The following is a 24,437-nucleotide window of genomic DNA, read 5'->3' as shown; positions in this document are numbered from 1 at the left end:
GCACACCCTGTCCAACGGCGTCCGTGTCGTCTGCGATCCCATGCCCGGCCTGCGCACCCTGGCCCTGACCGTCGCCGTGCGCGGCGGGGCGAAATGGGAGACCGAGGACACCTCGGGCTGGTCCCACTGCCTCGAACATCTGGTGTTCAAGGGCGCGGGGGAGATGGGCGCGCGCGAGATCGTTGAGCGGATCGAGGCCGAGGGGGGCTCGCTGAACGCCGCTACCGGCTATGAGCGCACCAGTTTCGAGGTCCGCGCCCTGCACGGCTCCCTGCCGCTGGCCATGCAGGTGGTATCCGACCTCGTCTTCCGGCCCACGCTCGACCCCGCAGAGATCGAGCGTGAGAAGGACGTTGTGGCCCAGGAGATCGCCGAGGCCTTCGACACGCCCGACGACCACGTCTTCGAAATGGCCCAGACCCGCGCCTTCGAGGGCCAGCCACTCGGGCGGCCCATCCTGGGCTCCGTGAAGAGCCTGAAGCCCATCACCCGCGCCTCCATCGGCGACTGGCGCGCGCGGCTGTATTCGCCGGACCGGATGGTCGTGGCCGTATCCGGCGCGGTGGACGAGACCGAGCTTCTGGCCCTGGCCGAGCGCTGGTTCGGCGGCGAGGCCTCGACCCCCGCCGAGGCCCCCGCCGCGCCCCGGTTCACCGGCGGTGACGCGGCTCTCACCCGCCGGATCGAACAGGCCAACATCGTCTTGCAGTTGCCCGCGCCGTCGGCCATGGACCCGGCCTATGCCGCGACCCGGCTGATGACCGAGATCCTCGGCGGCGGCATGGCCTCGCGCCTGTTCCAGAGCGCCCGCGAGGAGCGCGGCCTGGCCTATGCCATCGACGCCTATCACGAGCCCTATGAGGACGCGGGCCTGCTGGGCATCTACGCCGGGGCCGCCGCCGACCGCGCCGTCGAACTGGCGCAGGTGTGTGCGGCCGAGCTGAAGGCCCTGGCCGACGCGGGTCCGACCGCCGCCGAACTGTCCCGCGCCAAGGCCGTGCTCAACGCCGGCCTGTGGATGTCGGACGAAAGCCCCGCCGCCCGCGCCGGGCGTACGGCCGCGCAGGTGCTGATCTTCGGGGACCTGATCCCGTCGCAGACCATGTCGGAACGGACTCTCGCCCAGACGGTCGATACGGTGCGGAGCGCCGCCGCCGCCGCGCTGGCCGCCGGCCGCTGTGCCACGGCGGTGTTGGGGCCGAAGTCGGCTGCTCCGGCGGGCGCGGCCTTCCGCGAGGCCCTTTTCGGCTGATCTCCGGCCCGCTATCGTTCGCCCATGGCCCTGCTGGACTGGATCAACGAAGCGACCGGGCCGGTGGTGAAGGGCCAGGGCGTGACCCTGCGTCCGCCGCGCCTGTCCGATCATGAGGCCTGGGCGGCCGAACGGCTGGCGTCCCACGCCTATCTGCAGCCGTGGGAGCCGCTCTGGCCCGAGGACGACCTGACCCGCGCCGCCTTCAAACGCCGCCTGTCGATCTACAGCCGCGAAATGGAGGCCGGAAACGCCTGGCCCTTCTTCATTTTCGCCGACTCCGACCAGTCGCTGGTCGGCGCCATCACCCTGTCGAACGTCCGCCGGGGTGTCGCCGAGACGGGGACGCTCGGCTACTGGATCGGGCGGAATTTCGCGGACCGGGGCTATGGCACGGCGGGCGTGCGGGCCATGGTCGCCTGGGCCTTCAGCGACCTGAACCTGCACCGGATCGAGGCAGCCTGCGTGCCGACGAACGTCGCATCGCGGCGCGTGCTCGAAAAGACCGGCTTTATGCTTGAAGGACAGGCGCGGGCTTATCTCAAAATTAACGGCGCTTGGGCAGATCATCTTCTGTTCGGCGTCGTTAACGACGGAGCCGGGCGCGGCGGCTGATTCCGGCCGTCCAGTGGGACCTTTCAGGCGTTTGAACACTCGCTCCAGAAGTCTGGCCTGGGACGCGACGACCGCCATTGAGGCGCTGGCCGCCGCGGACACCGCCCTGTGGATCTGGACGCCGTCCGACGACCAGATGCGCTTCACCGGTGCGACCCGGGCGCTGGGCCTCGGCCCGCTGGCGCCGGAGTGTTCGGGTGCCGCCTTCACCGCCGTGGCCATTCCTCAGGACCGGGCCCTGGCCGAGAAAATTCTCAAACCGCAGGCCGAGGGGACCGAGGTCGCCGTGCGCCTGCGCATGCGCGATTCCGAGACCTGCATCTGGCGCGGCGTCTGGCTGGAGGACGGACTGCGGGCGGCCGGCGTTGTGGCCCTCGAGACCAAATTCGCCGCCTCCCACGTTGACCGGCTGACGGGACTTCTGGACCGGCGCACCTTCCTGGCCCGCGCCGGCGAGCAACTGACCCAACCCGGCGACTATGAGCTGGTGGTGGCCGACGTGGATCGCCTGCGCCGTCTCAATGAGGCGCTGGGGCATGAGCGCACCGATCTGGTGCTTGCCGCCCTCGGCTCGCGCCTCAACGCCGCCTTCGCCCATGACGCCAACGCCGCCCGCATCGGCGAGGACGAGTTCGCCGTCCTGGCCCCGCGCGGGACCGGTACGGTGGCCGAGCGCGTGCGCGAGGCGCTGGAACAGCCGCTGCGCGTCGCCGGCTTCGACATCTATCCGACGGTCTCGATCGGTTCGGCCCAGGCCGAGGGCGGCCCCGATGCACCCGATCCGGCGGAGATGCTGCGCCGGGTCGAACTGGCGGTCGAACAGGCCAAGACCGCGGGCCGCGGTGGCGTCGCCGCCTATGGCCGGGCGCTGGAGAGCGACAGCCTGTCCCGGCTGGCGCTGGAGGCCGACCTGCGCAACGCCTTCCTGCGGGGCGAGATCGAGCCCTTCTACCAGCCCATCGTCAACCTGCTGACCGGTGCCGTCGCCGGGTTCGAGGCCCTGGCGCGCTGGCGTCACCCCAAGCGTGGCCTGGTGCCGCCCGACGAATTCCTGGGCCTGGCAGACGAAATGGGCCTGATGAACGACCTCGGCCTGCTGATGATGACCTCGGCGTCGCGCCAGCTGGCCGAATGGCTGAAGCGGCATCCCTCGGCGGGCAAGCTGTTCTGCAGCGTCAACCTGTCGGTCGGCGAGATCGAACGGGCCAATCTGGTCGAGGACGTGACCCGCATCATCGCCGAGGCCGGCCTGCCCAAGGGCGCGCTGAAACTGGAGGTCACCGAGGGCGACATCATGCGCGACACCTCGCGCGCCGCCGATACCCTGACCCGGCTGCGCGAGGCCGGCGCCTCGCTGGCGCTGGACGATTTCGGCACCGGCTTCTCGTCCCTGACCTGGCTGGCCAAACTGCCGTTCGATACGCTGAAGATCGACCGCTATTTCGTTCTGACCATGGACAAGGACGAGGGCTCGGCCAAGATCGTCAAATCGGTGGTCAACCTGGGCCGCGACCTGTCGCTGGAAGTCGTCGCCGAGGGCGTCGAGAACGCCGGCCTCGCCAAACTCCTGCTCGACGCCCAGTGCCACTACGGCCAGGGCTTCGGCTACGCCCCCGCCCTGCCGGCCCAGGAGGCCGAGGTCTATCTGAACGAATCGCTGGCCGACGGCACGGCGCCGATCAAGGCGCGGTCAGCCTAGGCCCGCCCGCTCTGCCCTGACAGCTGCGCCGGATCGACCCCCAGTCCCGCCAGCGCCTTGGCCCATTTGCCGTCGTAGTCGGCGTCGAAGATCAGTTCCGGATCGGCGTCGGCGGTGAGCCAGACGTTCTCGCCCAGCTCGTCCTCCAGCTGGCCCTCGCCCCAGCCGGCATAGCCGAGCAGCAGCACCGACCGGTTCGGCCCGGCCGCCGGGTCGACCATGGCCAGCAGGGCCTCGCGCGTGCCCGTCATGGCCAGACCCTCGGCGAAGGCCACCGAGGCGTCGTCGATCAGCCAGTCGTCGGTGTGCAGCACGAATCCGCGCTCCCGCTCCACCGGCCCGCCGATCAGCACCCGCCGCTCCGCCGCGGCCTCGGGGGCCTCGGTGGCCAGCTTGGCCAGCACCTTCTTGAGGTTCACCCCCGGCGCGGGCCGGTCCAGCCGCAGGCCCATGGCGTGGTCCGGCCGGTGGGCGCAGATCAGGATGACGGCGTGTTCGAACCGGCTGTCGCTGATGCCCGGCATGGCTACCAGCAGCCGTCCGACCAGGGATTGGAAATGGTCCATACGCCTATCATCGGGACGCCGGCCCGCGGACGCAAGGCGGCGGATCGACACGACCCGGTTGGCACCCCGCGCCGCAACCCCTATCTGGTCGGCAGCGTTACCCTCTCACCCCCACCGGAGCCTGCCCCATGACCGTCCAGATCGGCGACCGCATCCCCTCGGCCAACCTGACCCGCGCCACCGACGACGGCCCCAAGCCCGTCACCACCGACGACATCTTCGCGGGCAAGACCGTCGCCCTGTTCGCCGTGCCCGGTGCCTTCACCCCGACCTGCTCGGCCCGCCACCTGCCGGGCTTCAAGGACCACCGCGAGGAGATGGCCGCCAAGGGCGTCGACACCATCGCCTGCATCTCGGTCAACGACGCCTTCGTCATGGGCGCCTGGGCTGACAGCCAGGGCATCGGCAAGGACGAGATCGTCATGCTGGGCGACGGCAACGGCGACCTGACCCGCCAGCTTGGCCTGTCCATGGACGCCAAGGGCTTCGGCATGGGCGAGCGCTCGCAGCGCTACTCCATGATCGTCAAGGACGGCGTGGTCAGCCAGCTGAACGTCGAACAGCCCGGCGAATTCCGCGTCTCCTCGGCCGAGCACCTGCTCGCGCAACTCTAGGGCGCTACGGCCTCCGCCGCCGCGCCCTCGCTTGAGGAACGGCGGCGGTCAGGTTCGTCGTGTCCGTTGTGACGAACCGGCCGTCCCTCAGGCCGCGACGGTTTCCGCCCCGGCGTCTTCGTCCGGCTGACCCATGGTCATCACATGGGTGATGGCCCCCAGCAGCATCGGCGGGGTGATCGGCTTGGGCACGAAATAGGTCATGCCGGCCTCGGTGCAGGCGGCGATGTCGTCCGGCGAGGTGTCCGCCGTGACCGCGATGATCGGTACGCCGGCGTTCGGACCGGTCCCGGCCCGGATGCGGCGGGTGGTCTCGCGGCCGTCCAGCTCCGGCATCCGCACATCCATGAAGATCAGGTCGAAGCCGGTGTTCTCGCAGATCTTCAGCGCCGCCATGCCGTCTGCGGCCGTGGAGATGTCGCAGCCCAGCGGCTGCAGGATCAGCTGGATGGCGCGGCGGTTGATGTCGTGGTCGTCGACCACCAGCACCCGCATCGGCCGGTCCTCGCCCGCGTCGCTGTCCTGCAGGACGGTTTCGGGCTGGACGTGGGAAGCGGCGGCGGCCTCCATCGGTGCGGCCGCCGCGCCCAGGATCCGGGCGGCGATGGCTTCGGCGGACATATCTCCAGCGGCCGGCGCGGCAATAACCGGGGTCGCAACAGGCCCGACCGCGACCTGTCGTGAGGTCGGGTTGAGCGACTGCGCGGCCGGAGCCGGGGTGGAGGAATGGGTCATGCGGCCGGACAGGGCCTGGGCGACGGCGTCGCGGCTCTGCTGGTCCGGCACCGGGGAGGCGGCCTCGAGGGCCTGTCCCGGCTGCAGCGTCAGTGACAGGGTAAAGCTGGAGCCCTCGCCCGGACGGGTGCGAACCGTGACCCGTCCCCCCATGAGCTCTGCCATCTGCCGGCTGATGGCCAGGCCGAGGCCGGTGCCGCCGTGAGCGGCGCTCACACCCGGCAGGGTCTGGTCGAAAGGCGTGAACAGCCGGGCGACCTGTTCGATCGTCATGCCCGGTCCGGTGTCCTCGACGGCGATCAACACGGCGTGGCCGCCGGGCTCCTCATTCCAGGCATTGAGACGCAGGGTGATCGACCCCGTCTCGGTGAATTTCATTGCATTGGAAATCAGGTTGTTGAGGACCTGACGGATCCTCATCGGATCACCCTGCACGGCGGCCGGGATCGACGCGGCACCCTCGACCCGCAATTTCAGGCCCTTGGCACGCGCCGGGCCGCGCCACAGCAGGGTGGTCTGGCTGAGCAGGTCACGCAGGTTGAAGTCGATCTGGTCGACCGTCATATGGCCGTCGTCCAGCTTGGCGTGATCCAGCAGGTCGTCGAGCATGGCCTTCATCATGACGCCGGCGTCGGTGATCAGGTGCGCCTGCGACCGGGCGGCAGCGTCCGTCGCGCCGCGTTCCAGCTCTGCAGCGCCGGTCAGGATGGCGCTGATCGGGGTGCGCAGATCGTGGCCGATCGCGGCCAGGAAAGCACTGCGGCCGGCCATGATACGCTCGGCCTCCACCCTTTTGATCTGGGCCTCGATGCGGGCCTCACGCTCCGACCGGTGCGCCTCGTTCATGCGCTTCCAGGTCGAGAGGGAGAAGGCAACAAAGACGCCGACGGAGAAGGTTGCGACGGTGAGGAGGCCGGACGCCGCCCCGTGCGGTGCCATGAACACGGGGGTCAACGCCAGATACAGCAAGGGCGATGAAACGGTCATCGCCATGGCCGGCGTGGAACTTGAGGCATTGACCACGGCGTACATGGCGGCGCCCGAAAGCAGCAGGATCGCGCAGATTCCACCGAAGGGTCCGCCGACGAGCCAGAGGGGCACGGACAGGCCGCAGAAATAGGCGGCGTTCACGACCAGGGAGATCCAGCCGGCGACACGTCGGGCCCCCAGAAGCTGTTCGGCCTTGCCGGCGGTAATCGGGGCAAAGACCCACAGGTCCACAAGCTGGATGACGAAATAGCCGACGATCCAGCTGAGACTCAGCGACCAGCCAATGATCGGATTGAAGATCAGGGCAAGCGCTGTGGCGAGGCCGAGCCGCTGCAGAAGGGATTTGCGGCGCTGACGAATCGCGCGCGCCCAGTCCCCAGCCCGGTCGCCTGGATCGGCCACGGAGGCACCAGCAGGTCTGTCGGCTTTGGCACTTGCCATGCGGCTCCCCGGATTGAGCGTTCCTGCCCTTCCGGGGATCATCACCGACTTGCCCTAACGTGCCGTCAACGGGCGGTCGAAACAGCCCCGGCGACACTGGAAAACCCGTCGGAACGCAGGCAGGCGGCGAGGTCGCGCTTGATCCGTCCGATCAGCCCGGGCCCTTCATAGATGAGGGCGGAATAGAGCTGGACGGCTGACGCTCCGGCGCGGATGCGGGCGTAGGCCTCGGCCCCGCTGTCGATGCCGCCCGCCGCGATCAGGGGCAGGCGGCCGCCTCCGGCTTCGGCTGCGGCGCGCAGGGCGGCACCGGCCCGCGCCTTCAGCGGTGCGCCCGAAAGACCCCCGGCCTCGGCCCGGTCGCGCGCGCGCAGGCTGTCGGGCCGGTCCAGCGTGGTGTTTGAGACGATCAGGGCATTGATCCCGTGATCCAGACTGGCCTCGACGATCAGGGCGATCTCGGCCGGCGTCAGGTCCGGCGCAATCTTGAGGAAGACCGGCGTCGGATCATCGCCCCGCGCCTCGGCCAGCCGGCCCAGCAGATCATCCAGCGCCGCCCGGCCCTGCAGGGCGCGCAGGCCCGGCGTATTGGGCGAGGAGACGTTGACCGTCACATAGTCGGCCAGACCCTTGAGGCGGATCAGCCCGGCGACATAGTCCGCCGCCTTGTCTTCCGTATCCTTGTTGGCCCCCAGATTGGCGCCGACGACGGCGTTGCGGGGCCGGTCCGCCAGTCGGGCGGCGAAGGCCTCCAGACCGGCGTTGTTGAAACCCATCCGGTTGATGATCGCCCGGTCCTCGCTCAGGCGGAACAGGCGCGGCTTCGGATTGCCCGGCTGGGCCAGCGGGGTGACCGAGCCGCATTCCACGAAGCCGAACCCAAGGCGCGACAGGCCGTGCAGCGCCTCGCCGTTCTTGTCCAGGCCGGCGGCCAGCCCGACCGGATTGGGCAGGGCCAGCCCGGCCACCGTGGTCGCCAGTATGGGGTCGTCGGCCCGCGCGGGGGGCAGGGGTGCCAGCTGCAGGGCCCGGATGGCCAGACCGTGGGCGGTCTCGGGATCAAGCGTGCGCAGCAGGGCCGCGCCGATATCGGTCATGGCCATCCGACGGCTCCATCGTCAAACCGAATCACGCCGTCCGCATCGACCGACAGGCCGCGTTGCGGGGCATCGACCGAGGCGGGCAGGGGCGCGAACAGGTGCGGGAACAGATCGCCGCCGCGCGACGCCTCCCATTTCAGCGCCTCGCCCAGCGGCACCAGGGCGACTTCAACGAGCACGAGGTCGGTCTTCCCGGCGTAGTGCCGCCGCGCCGTCTCGGCCAGCTGGGCCGCCGTCGACATATGGATATAGCCGTCCGCCAGATCGACCGCCGAACCCGCATAGGCACCGGCGGCCAGCGCGTCCGTCCATTCGGCCCGGTCGACCAGCTTGTAGGCGACCGCGCTCATTCGCCCCCCAGGTCGCGGGGCTGGATGTAGCCCTCGAAGGTGCAGCGCCCGGCGACGTCGACGGTGAAGATGGCCGCCGACCCCGGCGGAAAGCCGCCGCCCATCCGGTCCAGAACGGCGGGCGAAGCCGCGCCCTCAACCAGATATTCGACCGCCAGCAGGTGGATTCCCGGATTGTGGGCCACGACCATCAGGCAACCGGCCTCGTCCTCCGCCGCCTCGACGAACCGGCGCAGGATGTCGGAGCCGCCGTTGTACAGGGCCTCGTCCTCGCGCACCTGCACATCGCCGAAGGCGTCATGCAGCAGGTCCCAGGTCTGGTGGGTGCGGGCGGCGGGCGAGACCAGCGCCAGATCGGGCCGCATGCCGCGCGCGGCCAGCGCCCGGCCCATGGCGGCGGCGTCCCTGCGGCCTCTCGTCGAGAGTATGCGGTCGCGGTCCCGACCGGAGCCGGCCGCCCGTTCCGCCTCGGCATGACGCATCAGGATCAGTCGTTGCATGGGCAGGGCTTTAAGGGCGTTCGCCGCTTCCCGCCAGATCATCACCGGCCAGATTGCGCGACGATCGCGAGGCCGGTTGCGGCTGCATCGCGGGGGTCATCACCGGGGCCGTGGCGACCGCGCCACCGGGCCGGATACGGGCATAGGCCTGCCGCGTCGCTTCCAGCAGGATGACGCCGGCGGCGCCCGGCACGATCCGCTTGCCGACCTGTTCGAAGCCCTCGGCCAGCGGCAGCAGCGGTGCCCAGGGCGGGACATACAGCGTCTGCGACCACGCCGTCGGCTCAAGGCCTGCGCCGCGCACCAGCCGCTCCAGCTGGCGGCGCGTGAAGGGGCGTCCGTGGCCGAAGGGGGTCGCCTCGGAGCGCGCCCACATCCCGCCGCGCGCCGCGGCCACGAGAATGATCCGCCCTGCCGGCGACAGGGCGCGCACGGCCTCGTTCATCAGCCCCTGGGCGTCCTCGGCTTCCTCGAGGGCGTGGATCAGCAGGATGCGGTCGAAGGACCCGGCGGCGAAGGGCAGGCGGCGGTCGTCGACCAGCAGGCTGCGGTTCTTGCCGACCGACGGCCAGGCCTCGACCCCCTGGCCGCCCGGCATGGCCGCGATCACGCGCCGGGCACCTACGAAGGCATCCAGCCAGGGCGTGGCATAGCCGATACCCAGAACATCACTGTTGTCGGCCTCGCCCCAGGCGTCCTCCAGCCGTCGCGCCAGCAGCCGCCGGGCGAGCGCGCCGGTGGGCTCGCCGTAGAAGGTCCTGAGTTCCTCGATACTGCGCCGCATGCCGCCACCATAGGCCGCGCCGGGGGCGGCTGCTAGAATGCGCGCATGACCCTCGATGTGCGCCTGTTTCCCTGCCTGAACGACAACTATGGCCTTCTGGTTCGGGATCGGGAGACGGGCGTGGTCGCGACCGTCGACACCCCCGACGCTGACGCCATCCTGGCCGATCTGGAGGCCAGCGGCTGGGGCCGGCTGGACCTGATCCTCAACACCCACTGGCACCCGGACCACACCCAGGGGAACGCCCGGCTGAAGGCCGAAACCGGCTGCGAGATCGTCGGCCCCGAAGAGGTCCGCAAGGCCGCGCCGATCGACCGGATCGTGGCCGGCGGCGAAACAGTCATGCTGGGCGCCACGGCGCTGGAAGTGACGGACGCGCCCGGCCACACGCTGGGCCACATCGTCTATCGCTCGCCTTCGGACGCCCAGGCGTTCGTCGGCGATGTGCTGTTCACCCTCGGCTGCGGCCGTCTGTTCGAGGGCACGCCGGCGCAGATGTGGAACAGCCTGCAGACCCTTGCGGCATGGCCCGATGAGACGGTCGTCTGGTGCGCCCATGAGTACACGGCGGCCAATGCCCGCTTCGCGCTCAGCGTCGATAACCGGCCGGAAATGGCGGCGCGGGCGGCGGAGATTTTCGCGATGCGCGAGCGGGGCGAGGCGACCGTTCCGACCACCGTCGGCGCGGAGAAGGCGTTCAATCCCTTCCTGCGGGCGGGCGACGCAGGGGCCTTTGCGGCGGTACGGGCCGCCAAGGACGTGTTTGCAGGCTAGGTCAGCCCTCTCCCGTGGCGGACGTCAGCGCCGCGGCGGCGACGATTCCGCCAGCAGAACCTGAATGACGCGGGCCGAGGAGGGCCGGCCCGCCATCCCTTCGTCAGGGTCGACTGTCACTACCAGCCGTCCGCGCGCGTAGGTGACCGACGCACGGTCGCCCTCAAGGATGGTGATGCTGCGGAGCTGATTGAGCGTCTGCCGCGCTGTGGGCGAGCGGGCGATGCGGAGAACGGCGTCGGTGGTGACGATCAGGGCCTCGACGCAAAGTGCCTCCGAGCGGTCGCCGGTTAGATCGACAAAGACCAGTCGGCCAAGGGCCTGGCTGATCAGTTCGCTGCGTCGCGCCATCAGGCTCCACAAAAGAACGGGTCCCAGGGTCGGCGGCGTCAGGCTCTGGCCGGGGCCGGCGAAGGAGGCCGGAGAGCCGCCCGGGGCCCGGGGCGTATAGACCGTCATGCCGCCGCCGGGGGTCACCCGCAGCAGCTGGTCACCGGCGTCATTGCGATAGATCACATCGCCGCGCGGGGCCGCCGTCGGCCGCAGCACCCAGGTCTCGTCCCGTCGGTCGAAGCGCAGCAGGGGCCGCTGGCCCGACCGGTCGAGAATGAAGGCCTCGCCCGATTCCGCGACATAACGGCCGGTCGGCGGCGCGGCCCGCGCGGCGGCGGCGTTGCGGTTGCGCAGCGCTTGCGCCTGCTCCGCCTGGGCGTTGCCCTGGTTCTGGGCCTGGGCCTCGGCGGGCATCGACACCAGCGACAGCGCCGCCGCCGCGAGGGCGATCGCCATCGCGGCCGGAAGCGGCGTTCGCGCCGATCTGACCCTTGCCGTCAACTCCATGACAGCAGTGGTGGAATCGTCACGCGGCGGATTTTGGGCAGGACCGGCTCAGCCGACCAGATACTGACCGCCGTTCAGCGACAGGGTGCAGCCTGTGACATATCCGGCACGTTCGCCGGCCAGCCAGGACACCATGTCGGCGATCTCCTCGCCCTTTCCGAGCCTGCCCACCGGGATCTGGGAAATGATGCCGGCCAGCACCTTTTCGTCCATCGCCCCGACCATTTCGGTGTCGATATAGCCGGGCGCGATGCAGTTCACGGTCACGCCCTTGCGCGCGTTCTCCAGCGCCAGCGCCTTGGTGAAGCCGATCATCCCGGCCTTGGCGGCGGAATAGTTGGTCTGGCCGATCTGGCCCTTCTGGCCGTTGATCGAGCTGATGTTGACGATCCGGCCGAAGCCGCGGTCACGCATGCCGTTGATGACCTGACGCGTCATGTTGAACACGCTGTCCATGTTCACGCGGATCACGTCGGACCACTGGTCCGAGTTCATCTTGTGGAAGAAGCCGTCGCGGGTGATGCCGGCGTTGTTGACCAGAATGTCGATGGGGCCGAGCTGGTCTTCGATCTCCTTCACGGCGCGGGCGCAGTCGTCGAACGAACCGACGTTGCCCTTGACGATCGAGACGCCCAGTTCCTTCGCCGTGGCCTCGGCGGCCTCGACATTGCCGGAATAGCCGGCGGCGACGAGCATGCCGTCTTCCTTCAGGCGCTGAACGATCGCCTTGCCGATGCCGCGGGTTCCACCCGTGACCAGAGCCACTCGAGCCATGTGCGTTTCCTTGTCCCTGTTGGCCCGCTCTGACGGAGGGCCTTCAGGGAAATGTTTAACGGCAGGAATGGATGGGGGCTAGGCCTTAGGGCTTGGGGAGTATGGCCGGTTACGACGCCGACACCCTTCGCGCCGCACCTGGGCCCCCAAGCCCTAAGCCCTCAGATCTTCGCCATATCCAGCACGAACCGGTACCGCACGTCGGACTTCTCAAGCCGCGCATAGGCTTCGTTGATCTGGTCGGGCGCGATCAGTTCGATGTCGCAGGCCAGGCCGTGCTCGGCGCAGAAGTCGAGCATCTCCTGGGTCTCGCGGATGCCGCCGATCAGCGAACCGGCCACCGACCGGCGCCGCCACAGCAGGCCCATGGCATAGACCGGCAGGCCCTCGGTGGTCAGGCCCAGCATGACCATGGTCCCGTCCTTGGCCAGCAGGTTCACATGGCTGGCGATCTCGTGCGTGGCCGAGACGGTGTTGATGATCAGGTCGAAGCTCTCGCCCGCCGCCTTCATCGCCGCCTTGTCGGAGTTGATCAGGAAATGTCTGGCGCCCATCCGCTCGGCGTCGGCCTTCTTGCGGTCCGATGTCGACAGGACGGTGACCTCGGCCCCCATGGCCGCCGCCTGTTTGACCGCCATATGGCCCAGGCCACCGAGGCCGATCACCGCGACCTTCGATCCCGGACCGACCTTCCAGTGCTTCAGCGGCGAATAGGTGGTGATCCCGGCGCAGAGCAGGGGGGCGGCTGCGTCCAGCGGGATGCTGTCGGGGATGGTCACGACATAGTTCTGGTCGACCACGATGGCGGTGGAATAGCCGCCCTGGGTGATCTTCTGGCCGGTTTCGGCCGCGTGGGCATCCGGCGAGCCATAGGTCTGGACCATGCCGGGGACGCAGTACTGCTCCTCGCCGTCGCGGCAGGGTTTGCACTGGCGGCAGCTGTCGACCATGCAGCCGACGCCGACCCGGTCACCGACCTTGAAGCGGCTGACACCCGACCCCACCGCCGTCACCACGCCCGCGATCTCGTGACCCGGCACGATCGGATAGGTCGTATTGCCCAGGTCGTTCTTCACGATGTGCAGGTCGGAGTGGCAGACCCCCGCGAATTTGATCTCGATGGCCACATCGTCCGGACCGGGATCGCGCCGGTCGAAGCTGTAGGGCGACAGCGGTGCCGTGCTGGAGGTGGCGGCGAAGGCGCGGGTGGCGATGGGCATCGGGGGGCTCCTGAATGGCTGGCTTCAAGTGAGGGCACCGGGACGCCGGCGCAACCGCCTCAGCCGAGTTTGGTGATCAGCGCCTGCGCTGCCGCCGGATTGCGCACCTTCGCCCCGGCGATGAAATAGGCGAAGACGTCGCCGGTCTTCGCCCAGTCGCGCGTCTGTTTCACGACGCCGTCCAGTTCGGCGGAGGTCATCCCGGTCGGCTCGTCCTCGCGGCTCGACATCAGGCGCGCATATCTGAAATCCGCCGTGGGCTGGTCGATCCGCGGCCACTCGGGCGCCTCGTCGTCGACGGCATAGACGATAGCAGCCCCGTATTTGGCCGCGAGATCATAGAACTGCTGGGTGTCGAAGCTCGGGTTCCGCACCTCCAGCGCATGCCGCAGCCGGACCCCGTCCTGCTCCTTCGGCAGCAACTTCAGGAAGCCCTCGAAATCGACCGGGTCGAATTTCTTGGTCCCCATGAACTGCCAGTTGATCGGCCCCAGCTTGTCGCCCAGCGCGCTCAGCCCCTGGCCGAGGAACCGCTCCATCGACTCGCCCATTTCCGACAGGATCTTGCGGTTGGTGCAGTAGCGACTGGCCTTCACCGCGAAGACGAAACCGTCGGGCGTCTCGTCCCGCCACTTCATCCAGCTGTCCGGCTTGAAGGTCGAATAGTAGGTGCCGTTGATCTCGATCGAGGTCAGCTTCGAGCTGGCGTACTCCAGCTCCTTCTTCTGGCTCAGCCTGTCCGGATAGAAGACGCCGCGCCACGGCTCATAGGTCCAGCCGCCGATGCCGACGCGAATGGTTCCGGTCATGACAAGCTCCGCTCGGGTCAGAAGGTCAGGGATGCAGCATAGCCGGGGTCGGCCAGCCGGGAATTGAGGAACTCGCCCTGCCGCTCTCGCGGCACGGCATAGGCGATGAAGGCCGCCAGTGCGGGCAGCGTCTCCGGCGGCGCGTCCATCGCCTCGGGCATTTCGCATTCGGCCATGGCGAAATAGCAGGCGCCGTCCGCGTCCAGCAGCAGGTCGATGTCCCAGTGCAGGCCGTGCCGGTCGCTGATGCTGCGTCTGAGCTTGTGGATGCGCCGCGTCGTCAGCGGCCACAGGTCATCGAAGTCGCGCGGCTCGGCCAGCGCCGTCTCGATCTCGATCAGCCGGCCGCCCGCCGTGATCTTGTATGTGAAACTGTCGTGCGCCGCCCCGCCCCGCGTCTGCCGGCGGATACGGCCGTCACCCGGAAGGTAGCCCTGTCGGATCTCGCTCCACTCCGACCGCTCCCAGAGGGCCAGCACCGCTGCCGGATCGGACAGGACGTATTTGCGCTCGTTCTCGGTCGGCATGGCGCGGTTCTAGCGCGGGGGCGTCGCCGTTGGAACGCGGGTCCGGCGGACTTCGGCCGTCGCCTCGAACCGCAGGGCGGTGCGTCAGTCCGTCGTGAAGCGGATCGAGCGCACGGCCGCCTCGGCGGCGTCCAGCCCGTTGCCGAAGCCGCTGGACGAGATCACCACGGACTGGGTGCCGTCGCTGACGACCGCCCACAGGCATTCGCCGGCGGCGGCATGGAAGCCGGTCTCGGGGTCGCTGATCCCGCAGGTGACCACGGCGCGCAGGCCGGACTGGCCGTTCACCTCGAACGCCTCGACCGCCACGGGCTCGAACCGGCCGTAGGTGGTCATCAACCGGCCTTCGGCGTTGCGCTCAAAACCGCCCTCCGCCGCGGCGACTGCCTCCAGCGGCCCGGCGAAGACCTGCACCGTGAGGAGGTCGCGCATGAACTCTTCTGCGGACGGATCGAACAGCACGACACAGCGCGGAGTGGCCCCGTCACAGGGTCGGGTCTGGAGGCCGGCGGCATGGTCAAAGGCGACGCCGAGGGCCGTGGAGGCCTGCGGGCCGGCCGGGGTGGCCGCAGCCGGCTCAGGCTCGCCCACCGCAGCGGCCTCCCGGCATCCGGCAATCCCCATTGCGGCCAGAACCGCGACAATGCCCAAAGCCCTCATGACCCGTCTCCCGCCCGTTGCGGCCGAGCCTCTGCCCCTTGGGGCCGGCGATCAAGGCCTCAATAGGCGAAGTCCCGGTACAGCCGTGTCAGATCGCCCTGCCACTCGCCGTGATACAGCGCCAGCAGTCGGTCGGCGGGGGTGATGCCTGTCGCCCGGTTTCCGTCTGCCTTCGACCTCAAGCCGGCCGGTCGGAGGTCCAGCAAGGCATCAACGCAGCCTCAGCCATTCGTGCCCACGCCCCGATCGGCGAGGCGCTGTCGCCAGACATGGTCAGTTCTGCATAGGTCCGGCTGAGCGGAAAAGTACCTCTGGCGTTCAGGCTAAAGGTGTAGTCGTCCAGTGTGATGCTATCGACTGGGACCGGGGCCTCCACTGCAGCTGGGATGCCGGGGAAATCGAGTACCGGTCGTTCAATCTGTTCCATCGATACGAGAGCCTGGTCTACTGCTGGACAACTGCGTCCATCAGCATACCGGGTGGTCACCGCCAGAAAATCCGCCGTGCGCATCCGCGCCATCCAAACGTAATCGAAGCGTTCGCTGGCCCTTTTGACCTGCACGCGGTGAAAACTCATGACGCTAGGCGATCGATTGTTCCGACTTATCAGGACTGACGCGAACGGAGAGGCTCCGGCTAGGGAGGCAGAGGCACCTGCGGCGACATAGGCTTCCGCATCCTCCACCCGAGAGAGGCCTGCGTCTGGCCGATCCAGATGAAACGAAGTGGAGCCGACCTCTTGGGGCGACTGAGGGAGGGAGAAACCAAGCACCGCGAGGCTGATTCCTATCGGCAACATATCGGTCATCCCGTCTAGGCTTCCGGGCAGTCCGGATTGATGGGCGGCGGAGGCGGAAGTTTTCTTTCGACGGCGTCCTTGAATGCATCCTTCTCCGAATAAGGAAAAGCGCGCGTCACTCCTTCGCAGTCCGTAATAAACAATGTGAACGTCGAGGCAGGAACGTGAAACTGATCAACTGCCGTGGTGGCCCAGTTCCAATCGGGGTCAGACGGGAATTGGTTCTCATACAACTCCTCTTGTCCCTGGAGGCCACCACTTCCGCAGTAGACGTTGTTCGGATGATTGTGATTGAAGCCCAACACGTCCGCGAACGCTATGCCGAACTCGTTGCGTGCCGCATTTCTGTCTGCGGCGGAGATGGTAGCGCCCGCGCCGCCTCTAATTTCATGTGTGAGAGTCTGACCGTTTTCCGTCCATGTGAATGAGAAAAACTCCTTTGAGTTTCGCTCAGACTTCTGGCCCAATTCAGTCGCGAATTTCTGGGCCGCGCATTGTTTCTGCCGCTCATTCTCAGCATCGACCTCTTCCTGCGTCGGGCCGGAAGGTCCCTCGTTGCCTTCGCCCACCTCGTTCTGCTCTTCCGGATTATGGCTGGGGCCGCCCGGAGTTCCGCCTCCGGGACCGGCGGTAAAGACAAGTCGAGTACCAGTAACAGTGATGCCCGGAAGTTCGCTCGGTGGCTGGTCAGTCATCGTCACTTCTCCAGGTCGAGTGGGGATGGGAGACTGTTTCACAATCTGGAGTGGCAAAAAATAACTTTAACGTGATCGCCTCAATAGGCGAAGTCCCGGTACATCCGGGTCAGGTCGCCCTGCCATTCGCCGTGGTACAGGGCCAGCAGCCGGTCGGCGGGGGTGATGCCGCTGTCGGCGATGTCTTCCAGCTCCGACAGATAGCCGCGCTCGTCGACCATGCCGCCGCTGAAGCGGGCGCGGTTCTTCAGTCCCTGTTTGGCGATGGCCACCAGATCGACGGCGATATCGCGGACCGACCGCCCGGCGACCTCGGCCTTCAGCCCCAGCCGGGTCACATCGCGGCGCAGACGCTCGTGGTCGGCGATGTCCCAGTCCTTGACCAGGTCCCAGGCCGCGGCCAGCGCCGCACCGTCGTACAGGATCCCGGCCCACAGGGCCTGCAGCGCGCAGATCCGGCTCCACGGCCCGCCGTCGGCGCCGCGCATCTCGAGGTAGGATTTCAGCCGCACCTCGGGGAAGAGGGTGGTCAGGTGGTCGTTCCAGTCCTTGAGCGTTGCCCGCTCGCCCGGCAGGGCGGGCAGGCCGTCGGTCATGAAGCTGCGGAACGACTGGCCGGACAGGTCGACATAGGTCTCGCCCCGCTTGGCGAAATACATCGGCACATCCAGCGCATAGTCGGCGTATCGCTCGTAGCCGAAGCCGTCCCGGAAGACGAAGTCGAGCATCCCCGTCCGGTCCGGGTCGGTGTCGGTCCAGACATTGGCGCGCGACGACAGGAAGCCGCTGGGCTTGCCCTCGATGAAGGGCGAACAGGCGAACAGGGCGGTGGCGATCGGCTGCAGCGCCAGCGAAGTGCGGAATTTCGCGACCATGTCGGCCTCGTCCGCAAAGTCCAGGTTCGACTGGATGGTGCAGGTGCGCAGCATCATGTCGAGGCCCAGCGACCCCTTCTTCGGCATATAGGCGCGCATGATCTTGTAGCGGCCCTTGGGCATGACCGGCACGTCCTCGCGCCGCCACATCGGGTCGAAACCCGCGCCGATGAAGCCGAGGTTGATCTGGTCGGCGACCTGTTTGACCTCCATCAGATGCTGGCCGGTCTCGTTGCAGATGTCGTGGACATCCTTCAGCGGCGCGCCGGACAGTTCGAACTGCCCGCCCGGCTCCAGCGAGATCGAGGCGGTCATCCCCTCGTCGTTCTTGCGCTCCAGGGCGATGACGTAGCCGGCCTCCTCGACGGGGCTCCAGCCGAAGCGCTGCAGGCCGGTCAGCATCGCCAGGATGCCGCCTTCGCCCTCATAGGCCGGGCGCCGCAGGGTGGTGCGGTCGAAGCCGAATTTCTCGTGCTCGGCACCGATGCGCCACTGCGCCTTCGGCTTGGCGCCCTTCGACATGGCGCCGATCAGGTCTTCCCGGGAAAGCGGCGCAGCGTCGGTCATGCATTCAGCCCTGTTGTGGCGGCTAGATGGGGCGAAACCGAACATTCCTCAAGGGATGTCGTGATGAACCCGGCTGCGTTTCTTGCGGGCGTTGAACGGAGTCATGACGCTGACGAAGAAGGCGATCGACCAGCCCAGCAGGATCGCCCCCGCGACCCCCTCGAACGCCCCCAGCAGCCGCCACTCGGGGGCCATCAGCGAGTCATCGTAGCCGACCGAGCCGTAGCTGATGCTGGAGAAATAGACGGCCTCGCGCAGATCGGGCACCGCGCCGATCAGCTTGAACACGAGGGCATACATCCAGATCTCAACCCCGTGCAGGACGAACAACCCCAGCACCACCGCGATGGTCAGCAGAGCATGCTGCCACAACGGCCCCTCGACATAGGACCGGCCCGCCCGGTGTTCATACAATTCCAGCCCCCGGCCGAGGCCGAGCAGGCCGAAGCCGTGCAGGCTGACGGTGAGCAGGGCGAGAAGCGTCGACAGGGCGAGTTCGTTGAACATGGCCCATCCTGCCCTGAAGCCGGGCGACCCGCTAGCGGGCCCAGTCGCCGACGGTCGCCTGCCAGAGGGTCAGGGCAGCGATCGCCGCGGTGTCGGCCCGCAGAATTCGCGGCCCCAGCGATACGGCGGTGGTGAAGGGCAGGGCCCTCAGACGCTCCCGCTCTTCCGGCGAGAATCCGCCTTCGGGGCCGATCAGCACGGTCCAGGGACCCCCGCCGGCCTCCGCCAGCGCCGGCCCCGCCGGCGCGCCGCCCGTCTCGTCGCAGAACATCAGCCGCCGCCCGGCCTCCCAGCCGTCCAGCAGGTCGCCCAGCTTCACCGGCTCGTCGATCATCGGCACGTCCAGCCGCCCGGTCTGTTCGGCGGCCTCGATGGCGATGGCGTCCAGCCGGTCCATGCGCACATGCTGGACCTGCGTCCGGTGGGTGGCGACCAGCCCGACCCGTCGCGCCCCCAGTTCGGTGGCCTTCTCGACGGCGAACTCCAGCGCGGACTTCTTCACCACCGCGATCAGCAGCTGCACGTCCGGCCCCATGGCCTGCGGACGCACCAGTTCCTCCGCCCGCAGCACCACGCCCTTCTTGAGGATTTCGGCGATGACGCAGCGCCACTCCCCGTCACGCCCGTTGAACGCCAGCAGGCTGTCCCCGAGCTTCAACCGCATCACCTGGGTTAGGTAACGCGACTGGTCGAGCGTCGGCAGGACCGCGGCGTCGGCGGACAGGGGTGTGGAGACGTGGAGGCGGATCATGGGGCAGGTTTAGCTTGTCATCCCCGACGAGCGAAGCGAGATCGGGGACGGTAAGGTGAACACCATCTCCGGCCCGGTCGGCTTGCCGAACCGGGCCTAGGCCTGATTGGCCAGCAGGTCGCCGTACAGGTCCGCCCAGCGCGGATTCAGGTCCTCGACCAGGGCGAATTTCCACGCGCGTAGCCATCGCTTGATGCGCTTCTCCCGCAGAATGGCCTGATCCACGTACTGATGGGTTTCATACCAGACGAGCCGATCAATCGCCCGCTCACGGGTATGGCCTGGGATCAGACTCTGCTTGTGCTCGCCAACGCGACGGATCAGGTCGTTGGTCATGCCGACGTACAGCCAGCCGCACGGACCGCTGGCGAGGATATAGACATAGAAGCGCTTGGCCATGGCTGCCTCCCGGATCAACTCTTGCGAGTTGTCCGGGTGAGGTCAAGGTTGTGCGGCCAGCGTCCCCGATCTCGCTTCGCTCGTCGGGGATGACAAGGGGCCGGACCTGAACTCTCAGAGCGTACGCGCGATCAAGAGCTTCATGATTTCGTTGGTGCCGCCGTAGATCCGCTGCACCCGCGCGTCCTTGTACAGCTGGGCGATCGGGTATTCGTTCATATAGCCGTAGCCGCCGTGCAGCTGCAGCATCTCGTCGATGACCTCGCCCTGGATGTCGGTGACCCAGTATTTGGCCATGGAGGCGGTGACGGCGTCGAGCTGACCCTTGAGGTGCAGCCCCATGCAGTGGTCGACGAAGACCTTGGCCACCGTCAGCTTGGTCTTCACCTCGGCCAGTTTGAACTGGGTGTTCTGGAAGTCGATCACCCGCTTGCCGAAGGCCTTGCGCTCCTTGACGTAGGCGAGGGTTTCCTGGAGCCCGCGCTCGGCCGCGGCCACGCCCTGGATGGCGATGTTCAGCCGCTCCTGCGGCAGCTGCTGCATCAGCTGGATGAAGCCCTGGCCCTCGCCGCCGCCGATGATGTTCTCGCCGGGGACCTTCACATCGTTGAAGAACAGTTCGGAGGTGTCATTCCCCTCCATGCCGATCTTGTGCAGGTTCCGGCCGCGCTCGAAGCCTTCGGCCCCGTCGGTTTCGACCACGATCAGCGACGTGCCCTTGGCCCCTTCGGCCGGATCGGTCTTGGCCACGACGATGATGAAATTGGCCAGCTGTCCGTTGGTGATGAAGGTCTTGGAGCCGTTCACCACATACTGGTTTCCGGTCTTGATGGCGGTGGTCTTGACCCCCTGCAGGTCGGAGCCGGCACCCGGCTCGGTCATGGCGATGGCGCCGACCAGTTCGCCCGACTGCAGCCGTGGCAGCCAGCGCGCCTTCTGCTCGGCCGTCCCGTAGTGCCAGATGTAGGGCATGACGATCGCATTGTGCAGCGAGATGCCGAAGTGATCCGCGCCCTTCCAGCCCAGCTGGCGCATCAGCACCACCTCATGCCGGTAGTCCCCGCCCATGCCGCCGTCTTCCTCGGGCATCGACAGGCCCAGCAGGCCAGCGTCGCCGGACGCGTTCCACAGCTCCCGCGGCACACTGGAGTTCGCCAGCCACGACTGCACCGCCTCGGGCGAGGCATGCTCGTCGATCCATTTGCCGACGCTGTCGGAGAAGAGGACGATCTCCTCTTCCTGCATGAAATCGGGCTCGGGGACGTTGAGGACGTTCATGGCATACGCTCAGCTTCTCCCTCCCTCTCCGAGGGAGGGTGGCCGCGAAGCGGCCGGGTGGGAGGGGCTGGGCGACGAGGGCGCTGCGGCTGGATTGCCTGGCCCTCCCCACCCCGTCGGCCTGGCCGACGACCCTCCCCCGGGCGGGGGAGGGAGATAGTCAGTGCGGCCCTAGAACGCCTCGGCCGGCATCGCCATGAGCACGTCCGCGCCGGTCTTCAGCTTGGCCAGGTGCGCCGCCGTGTCCGGCAGGATCCGCTCCACGAAATAGCGGCCGGTCATCAGCTTGTTGGCGTAGAACGGATCGCTGGTCCCGGCGTCGACCTGGGCCTGCGCCGCCTTGGCCATCTGCGCCCACATATAGGCGAGCGCCGTCAGGCCGAAGACGTGCAGATAGTCGGTGCTCGCGGCACCGGCATTGTCCGGGTTCTGCATGCCGTTCTGCATCAGCCACATCGTGCCTTCCTGCAGCTTCTTCTTGGCGTCGGCCAGGCCGTCGACGAAGGGCTTGATCGGACCCTCGGCGCCATTCTCGGCCACGAAGGCGTCGATGTCGGCGAACCAGCTCATGATCGCCCGGCCGCCATTGGCCGGCAGTTTGCGCCCGACCAGATCCAGCGCCTGGATGCCGTTGGCACCTTCGTAGATCATGGTGATGCGCGCATCGCGCAGATACTGCGACGCCATGAAATGCTCGGTGTAGCCGCTGCCGCCGTGCACCTGCATGGCCAGCGAGGCGACGTGGAAGCCCTTGTCGGTCAGATAGGCTTTCAGCACCGGGGTGATCAGACCCATATAGTCATGGGCCTTCTGCGCCTCGGCGGCATCGCTCGAGTGCTGCAGGTCGGCCTGAAGTGCGGTCCACAGGGTGAAGGCCTGGCCGCCCTCGATGAAGGCCTTGGCCTCCAGCAGCATGCGGCGCACGTCCGGGTGGACCATGATGGAGTCGGCCGGCAGTTCCGGGGTCTTCGGCCCGGTCAGCGAACGACCCTGCAGGCGGTCATGGGCGAATTCGACGGCGGCCTGATAGGCGGCCGTGCCGATCGACAGGCCCTGCAGGCCGGTGCCGAGGCGGGCCTCGTTCATCATCACGAACATGCCGGCCATGCCCTTGTTCTCGGGTCCGACAAGCCAGCCCCTGGCGTTCTCATAGGCCATGACGCAGGTGGCGTTGCCGTGGATGCCCATCTTGTGCTCGAGGCCGGCGCAGGCCGCGCCGACGTTGCGCTCGCCCAGCGATCCGTCCTCATTGACGAAGACCTTGGGCACCACGAACAGGCTGATGCCCTTGATCCCCTCCGGCGCGCCCTCGATCCGGGCCAGCACCAGATGGATGATGTTGTCGGTGAAATCGTGCTCGCCCGAGCTGATCCAGATCTTCTGGCCGGTGATGTTGTAGCTGCCGTCGCCATTTGGAACGGCCTTGGTGCGGATCAGGCCCAGGTCCGTGCCGCACTGCGGCTCGGTCAGGTTCATGGTCCCGCCCCATTCGCCGATGGCCATCTTGGGGAGATACATCGCCTTCTGCTCATCCGAGCCATTGGCGTTCAGGCCCCAGTAGGCCCCGGCCGTCAGGCCCGGATACATCGAGAAGGCTGCGCTGGCGGCGGCCGTGAACTGGCCGAACGCCATGGCCACGACCGAAGGCATGCCCTGGCCACCGTGCTCGGGCAGGGCCGACAGGGCGGGCCAGCCGGCCTCGACCATGGCCTTGTAGGCCTCCTTCCAGCCGGTCGGGCCGGTGACCTTGCCGTTGTCCCACTTGCAGCCTTCCTGATCGCCGATGCGGTTCAGGGGGGCGATGACCTCCTCAGAGAATTTCGCGCCCTCTTCAAGAATCTGGGCCACAAGCTCCGACGAGACGTCGGCGAAACCGGGCTGGTTCGAATAGCGATCGATCTCCAGAACCTCGTTCAGGACAAACGTCAGGTCGCGGACAGGCGCCTTGTAGGCCATGGGATTACGCTCTCGCTTTGAAGGGCTGGAGGGTGTGGTCAGGGTTGAGCCGGGCCTTCAACAGGTCGGCGTATTCCTCGGCGCCAGGCAGCAGGTCAGGGCGGAACTCGCCCAGTTTCCGCTCCATGACGGCGCAGGCTTCCTCGGCCGTCTCGATGGCGGCGTCGAGGTCTTCGCGTTGCTGTTTCAGCGCGGCGATCTGGGCGCGATGGCGGCGCAGGGCGACGGCCATCTGGTGGGCGTTGTGATTGTTGTGGTCGTACAGATCCAGCATCTCCTGGATCTCGAGCAGGGAGAAGCCGATGCGCCGGCCGCGCAGGATCAGCTTCAGCCGGGCCCGGTCGCGGGCGTCATAGACGCGCGTCTGCCCCTTGCGGGCCGGGGTCAGCAGCCCCTTGTCCTCATAGAATCTCAGGGCGCGCGCCGTCGCCCCGAACTCCCGGCAGAGCTGACGGATGGAATAGGTACGGTGATCGTCGGCGGTCGCCATGGTCACGTCATAACTTGACGTGCACGTAAAGGGAAGCCTTTAGGTCTTCATGGCCCGCAAACACGTCAACCTCGGCAGCGCCCCGGACAAACGCGACCTGCCGCAGAAGACCTGCGTCGTCTGCGGCCGGCCGTTCTCATGGCGCCGCAAATGGGCGCGCGACTGGGATCAGGTGAAGGTCTGTTCCGACCGTTGCCGGGCGGCAGGGGCCTAGCGAACCTCGCGGGCCCGCTTCCACAGGACCGTGACGGTCATGGCGATCAGGACCAGGTTGGTCAGGGCCGGGCCGAGGTCCATGCCCGTGGCGTGGATACCCAGCATCACGACTTCCAGCGCCAGCAGGCCGCTCGCGGCCATGACCAGTAGCGGCCGGCCATGTTTCCAGGAGACCAGCGGGGCCAGCATCAGAAGGGCGAGGATGATCTCGGCGACGCCCAGGCCGCGGACCATGTTCGGCGCGACAAGGGCGGGCCAGCGCATCAGGTCGACGAGATTGTCCATCGGCTCGCTGAGCTTGGCGTAGCCGGCCGCGATGAAGAACATCGCGATCCACCCCTGGAGCGTCCAGAGGGTCAGGTTCCGATAGCTCCGGTTCAGGCGGGCCCGGGCGGGCGTGAGGGTCTGGGTGGACATTTTCGGCACGCCGGGGAGGGCGCTCTCTTTATTTGCAACAGTCGCGATGTCGGATCGCATGACCCGTTCCGCAAGAGCGCGAAGCGTGAGCGTAACCATCCGTGACCGCCTTCTGCGAGAGCTACGGGGCCGAAGCGTGGCCGTATGCATAACTCTCTGTAATGCGGCTTCGGTTTCGATGACCTTAAGCGGTTCGCGGGAACGGGCGGCGCGGGAGGGGATCGGGGCGTGGGTCAC

General features: G+C 67.7%; 29 protein-coding genes. 6 read left to right on the top strand and 23 right to left on the bottom strand.

Annotated features, from left to right (window positions below):
- The first annotated feature begins 40 nt into the window (after positions 1-40).
- From KB221_14145 to KB221_14135, 3 genes are read left to right on the top strand one after another with little or no spacing between them, the layout of a single operon-like run.
- Positions 41-1,252: a pitrilysin family protein gene (locus KB221_14145; protein WIY69200.1), complete on the top strand. Its 1,212-nt coding sequence runs from the start codon at positions 41-43 to the stop codon at positions 1,250-1,252.
- 24 nt (positions 1,253-1,276) lie between these two features.
- Positions 1,277-1,867 (top strand): GNAT family protein, encoded by a 591-nt coding sequence (locus tag KB221_14140; protein WIY69199.1) that lies wholly within the window; start codon positions 1,277-1,279, stop codon positions 1,865-1,867.
- A 31-nt stretch (positions 1,868-1,898) separates the two neighbouring features.
- Positions 1,899-3,566, top strand: a complete 1,668-nt coding sequence (locus KB221_14135; protein ID WIY69198.1) for a bifunctional diguanylate cyclase/phosphodiesterase — start codon at positions 1,899-1,901, stop codon at positions 3,564-3,566.
- Here KB221_14135 and KB221_14130 read toward each other — a convergent pair.
- A complete protein-coding gene (locus tag KB221_14130; GenBank protein WIY69197.1) occupies positions 3,563-4,132 on the bottom strand; it encodes a YqgE/AlgH family protein in 570 nt (189 codons plus the stop codon). The genes KB221_14135 and KB221_14130 overlap by 4 nt on opposite strands.
- 128 nt (positions 4,133-4,260) lie before the next feature.
- On the opposite strand from KB221_14130, the gene KB221_14125 reads away from it, so the two are divergent.
- Complete coding sequence (locus KB221_14125) at positions 4,261-4,746, top strand: peroxiredoxin (protein ID WIY69196.1); 486 nt, start codon at positions 4,261-4,263, stop codon at positions 4,744-4,746.
- Between the two features lie 87 nt (positions 4,747-4,833).
- On the opposite strand, the gene KB221_14120 is transcribed toward KB221_14125, so the two are convergent.
- The 5 genes from KB221_14120 to KB221_14100 form a co-directional block, all read right to left on the bottom strand.
- The gene (locus tag KB221_14120) at positions 4,834-6,873 is read right to left on the bottom strand and encodes an ATP-binding protein (protein ID WIY69195.1); all 2,040 of its coding nucleotides are present in this window, start codon (positions 6,871-6,873) and stop codon (positions 4,834-4,836) included.
- A gap of 104 nt (positions 6,874-6,977) precedes the next feature.
- Positions 6,978-8,015, bottom strand: coding sequence for a quinone-dependent dihydroorotate dehydrogenase (locus KB221_14115; protein ID WIY69194.1), 1,038 nt, complete (start codon positions 8,013-8,015; stop codon positions 6,978-6,980).
- Entirely contained in the window at positions 8,006-8,362 is a 357-nt protein-coding gene (locus KB221_14110; protein WIY69193.1) for a DUF952 domain-containing protein, read from the bottom strand. The genes KB221_14115 and KB221_14110 overlap by 10 nt, the downstream gene beginning before the upstream one ends.
- Positions 8,359-8,862: a histidine phosphatase family protein gene (locus tag KB221_14105; protein WIY69192.1), complete on the bottom strand. Its 504-nt coding sequence runs from the start codon at positions 8,860-8,862 to the stop codon at positions 8,359-8,361. The genes KB221_14110 and KB221_14105 overlap by 4 nt, the downstream gene beginning before the upstream one ends.
- Positions 8,863-8,872: 10 nt before the next feature.
- Positions 8,873-9,646, bottom strand: a complete 774-nt coding sequence (locus KB221_14100) for a methyltransferase domain-containing protein (GenBank protein WIY69191.1) — start codon at positions 9,644-9,646, stop codon at positions 8,873-8,875.
- Between the two features lie 45 nt (positions 9,647-9,691).
- Between KB221_14100 and gloB the strand changes: the two genes are divergently transcribed.
- Complete coding sequence (gene gloB / locus KB221_14095) at positions 9,692-10,420, top strand: hydroxyacylglutathione hydrolase (GenBank protein ID WIY69190.1); 729 nt, start codon at positions 9,692-9,694, stop codon at positions 10,418-10,420.
- 24 nt (positions 10,421-10,444) lie between these two features.
- Here gloB and KB221_14090 read toward each other — a convergent pair whose 3' ends face one another.
- The 16 genes from KB221_14090 to KB221_14015 form a co-directional block, all read right to left on the bottom strand.
- Positions 10,445-11,209 (bottom strand): DUF4908 domain-containing protein, encoded by a 765-nt coding sequence (locus tag KB221_14090; GenBank protein ID WIY69189.1) that lies wholly within the window; start codon positions 11,207-11,209, stop codon positions 10,445-10,447.
- Between the two features lie 99 nt (positions 11,210-11,308).
- A complete protein-coding gene (gene phbB / locus KB221_14085; GenBank protein ID WIY69188.1) occupies positions 11,309-12,034 on the bottom strand; it encodes an acetoacetyl-CoA reductase in 726 nt (241 codons plus the stop codon).
- Positions 12,035-12,195: 161 nt separating this feature from the next.
- Complete coding sequence (locus KB221_14080; GenBank protein WIY69187.1) at positions 12,196-13,254, bottom strand: NAD(P)-dependent alcohol dehydrogenase; 1,059 nt, start codon at positions 13,252-13,254, stop codon at positions 12,196-12,198.
- A 59-nt stretch (positions 13,255-13,313) separates the two neighbouring features.
- Positions 13,314-14,063 carry a DUF72 domain-containing protein gene (locus KB221_14075; protein WIY69186.1) on the bottom strand — a complete coding sequence of 250 codons (750 nt, stop codon included), beginning with the start codon at positions 14,061-14,063 and terminating at the stop codon, positions 13,314-13,316.
- A 17-nt stretch (positions 14,064-14,080) separates the two neighbouring features.
- Complete coding sequence (locus KB221_14070) at positions 14,081-14,590, bottom strand: hypothetical protein (GenBank protein ID WIY69185.1); 510 nt, start codon at positions 14,588-14,590, stop codon at positions 14,081-14,083.
- 84 nt (positions 14,591-14,674) lie between these two features.
- Positions 14,675-15,250, bottom strand: a complete 576-nt coding sequence (locus KB221_14065) for a hypothetical protein (GenBank protein ID WIY69184.1) — start codon at positions 15,248-15,250, stop codon at positions 14,675-14,677.
- A gap of 59 nt (positions 15,251-15,309) precedes the next feature.
- Positions 15,310-15,432, bottom strand: a complete 123-nt coding sequence (locus tag KB221_14060) for a hypothetical protein (GenBank protein ID WIY69183.1) — start codon at positions 15,430-15,432, stop codon at positions 15,310-15,312.
- The gene (locus tag KB221_14055) at positions 15,429-15,827 is read right to left on the bottom strand and encodes a hypothetical protein (protein WIY69182.1); all 399 of its coding nucleotides are present in this window, start codon (positions 15,825-15,827) and stop codon (positions 15,429-15,431) included. The genes KB221_14060 and KB221_14055 overlap by 4 nt, the downstream gene beginning before the upstream one ends.
- A 236-nt stretch (positions 15,828-16,063) precedes the next feature.
- A complete protein-coding gene (locus KB221_14050) occupies positions 16,064-16,744 on the bottom strand; it encodes a hypothetical protein (protein ID WIY69181.1) in 681 nt (226 codons plus the stop codon).
- Between the two features lie 80 nt (positions 16,745-16,824).
- Positions 16,825-18,186, bottom strand: coding sequence for a glutamate--cysteine ligase (locus KB221_14045; GenBank protein WIY69180.1), 1,362 nt, complete (start codon positions 18,184-18,186; stop codon positions 16,825-16,827).
- A 48-nt stretch (positions 18,187-18,234) separates the two neighbouring features.
- Entirely contained in the window at positions 18,235-18,693 is a 459-nt protein-coding gene (locus KB221_14040) for an ion channel (protein WIY69179.1), read from the bottom strand.
- 31 nt (positions 18,694-18,724) lie between these two features.
- Entirely contained in the window at positions 18,725-19,444 is a 720-nt protein-coding gene (locus KB221_14035) for a 16S rRNA (uracil(1498)-N(3))-methyltransferase (protein WIY69178.1), read from the bottom strand.
- A 96-nt stretch (positions 19,445-19,540) separates the two neighbouring features.
- Entirely contained in the window at positions 19,541-19,843 is a 303-nt protein-coding gene (locus tag KB221_14030) for a GIY-YIG nuclease family protein (GenBank protein WIY69177.1), read from the bottom strand.
- A 114-nt stretch (positions 19,844-19,957) separates the two neighbouring features.
- Positions 19,958-21,121, bottom strand: coding sequence for an acyl-CoA dehydrogenase family protein (locus tag KB221_14025; protein ID WIY69176.1), 1,164 nt, complete (start codon positions 21,119-21,121; stop codon positions 19,958-19,960).
- Between the two features lie 171 nt (positions 21,122-21,292).
- On the bottom strand, positions 21,293-23,077 hold the full coding sequence (locus KB221_14020; protein ID WIY69175.1) for an acyl-CoA dehydrogenase C-terminal domain-containing protein: 1,785 nt from the start codon (positions 23,075-23,077) through the stop codon (positions 21,293-21,295).
- A 4-nt stretch (positions 23,078-23,081) separates the two neighbouring features.
- Positions 23,082-23,567: a MerR family DNA-binding transcriptional regulator gene (locus KB221_14015; protein WIY69174.1), complete on the bottom strand. Its 486-nt coding sequence runs from the start codon at positions 23,565-23,567 to the stop codon at positions 23,082-23,084.
- 49 nt (positions 23,568-23,616) lie between these two features.
- Here KB221_14015 and KB221_14010 point away from each other — a divergent pair, with 49 nt between their 5' ends.
- Complete coding sequence (locus KB221_14010; protein ID WIY69173.1) at positions 23,617-23,781, top strand: DUF2256 domain-containing protein; 165 nt, start codon at positions 23,617-23,619, stop codon at positions 23,779-23,781.
- On the opposite strand, the gene KB221_14005 is transcribed toward KB221_14010, so the two are convergent.
- A complete protein-coding gene (locus tag KB221_14005) occupies positions 23,778-24,200 on the bottom strand; it encodes a DoxX family protein (GenBank protein WIY69172.1) in 423 nt (140 codons plus the stop codon). The two genes, KB221_14010 and KB221_14005, sit on opposite strands and share 4 nt — an antisense overlap.
- Positions 24,201-24,437 lie beyond the last annotated feature (237 nt).

Origin of the sequence: Aquidulcibacter paucihalophilus (assembly GCA_030285985.1) — a bacterium.
In the GTDB taxonomy this organism is placed as follows: domain Bacteria; phylum Pseudomonadota; class Alphaproteobacteria; order Caulobacterales; family Caulobacteraceae; genus Brevundimonas.
Note: the sequence above shows the minus strand (reverse complement) of the source record. Positions and strands in the feature narration are given on the sequence as shown.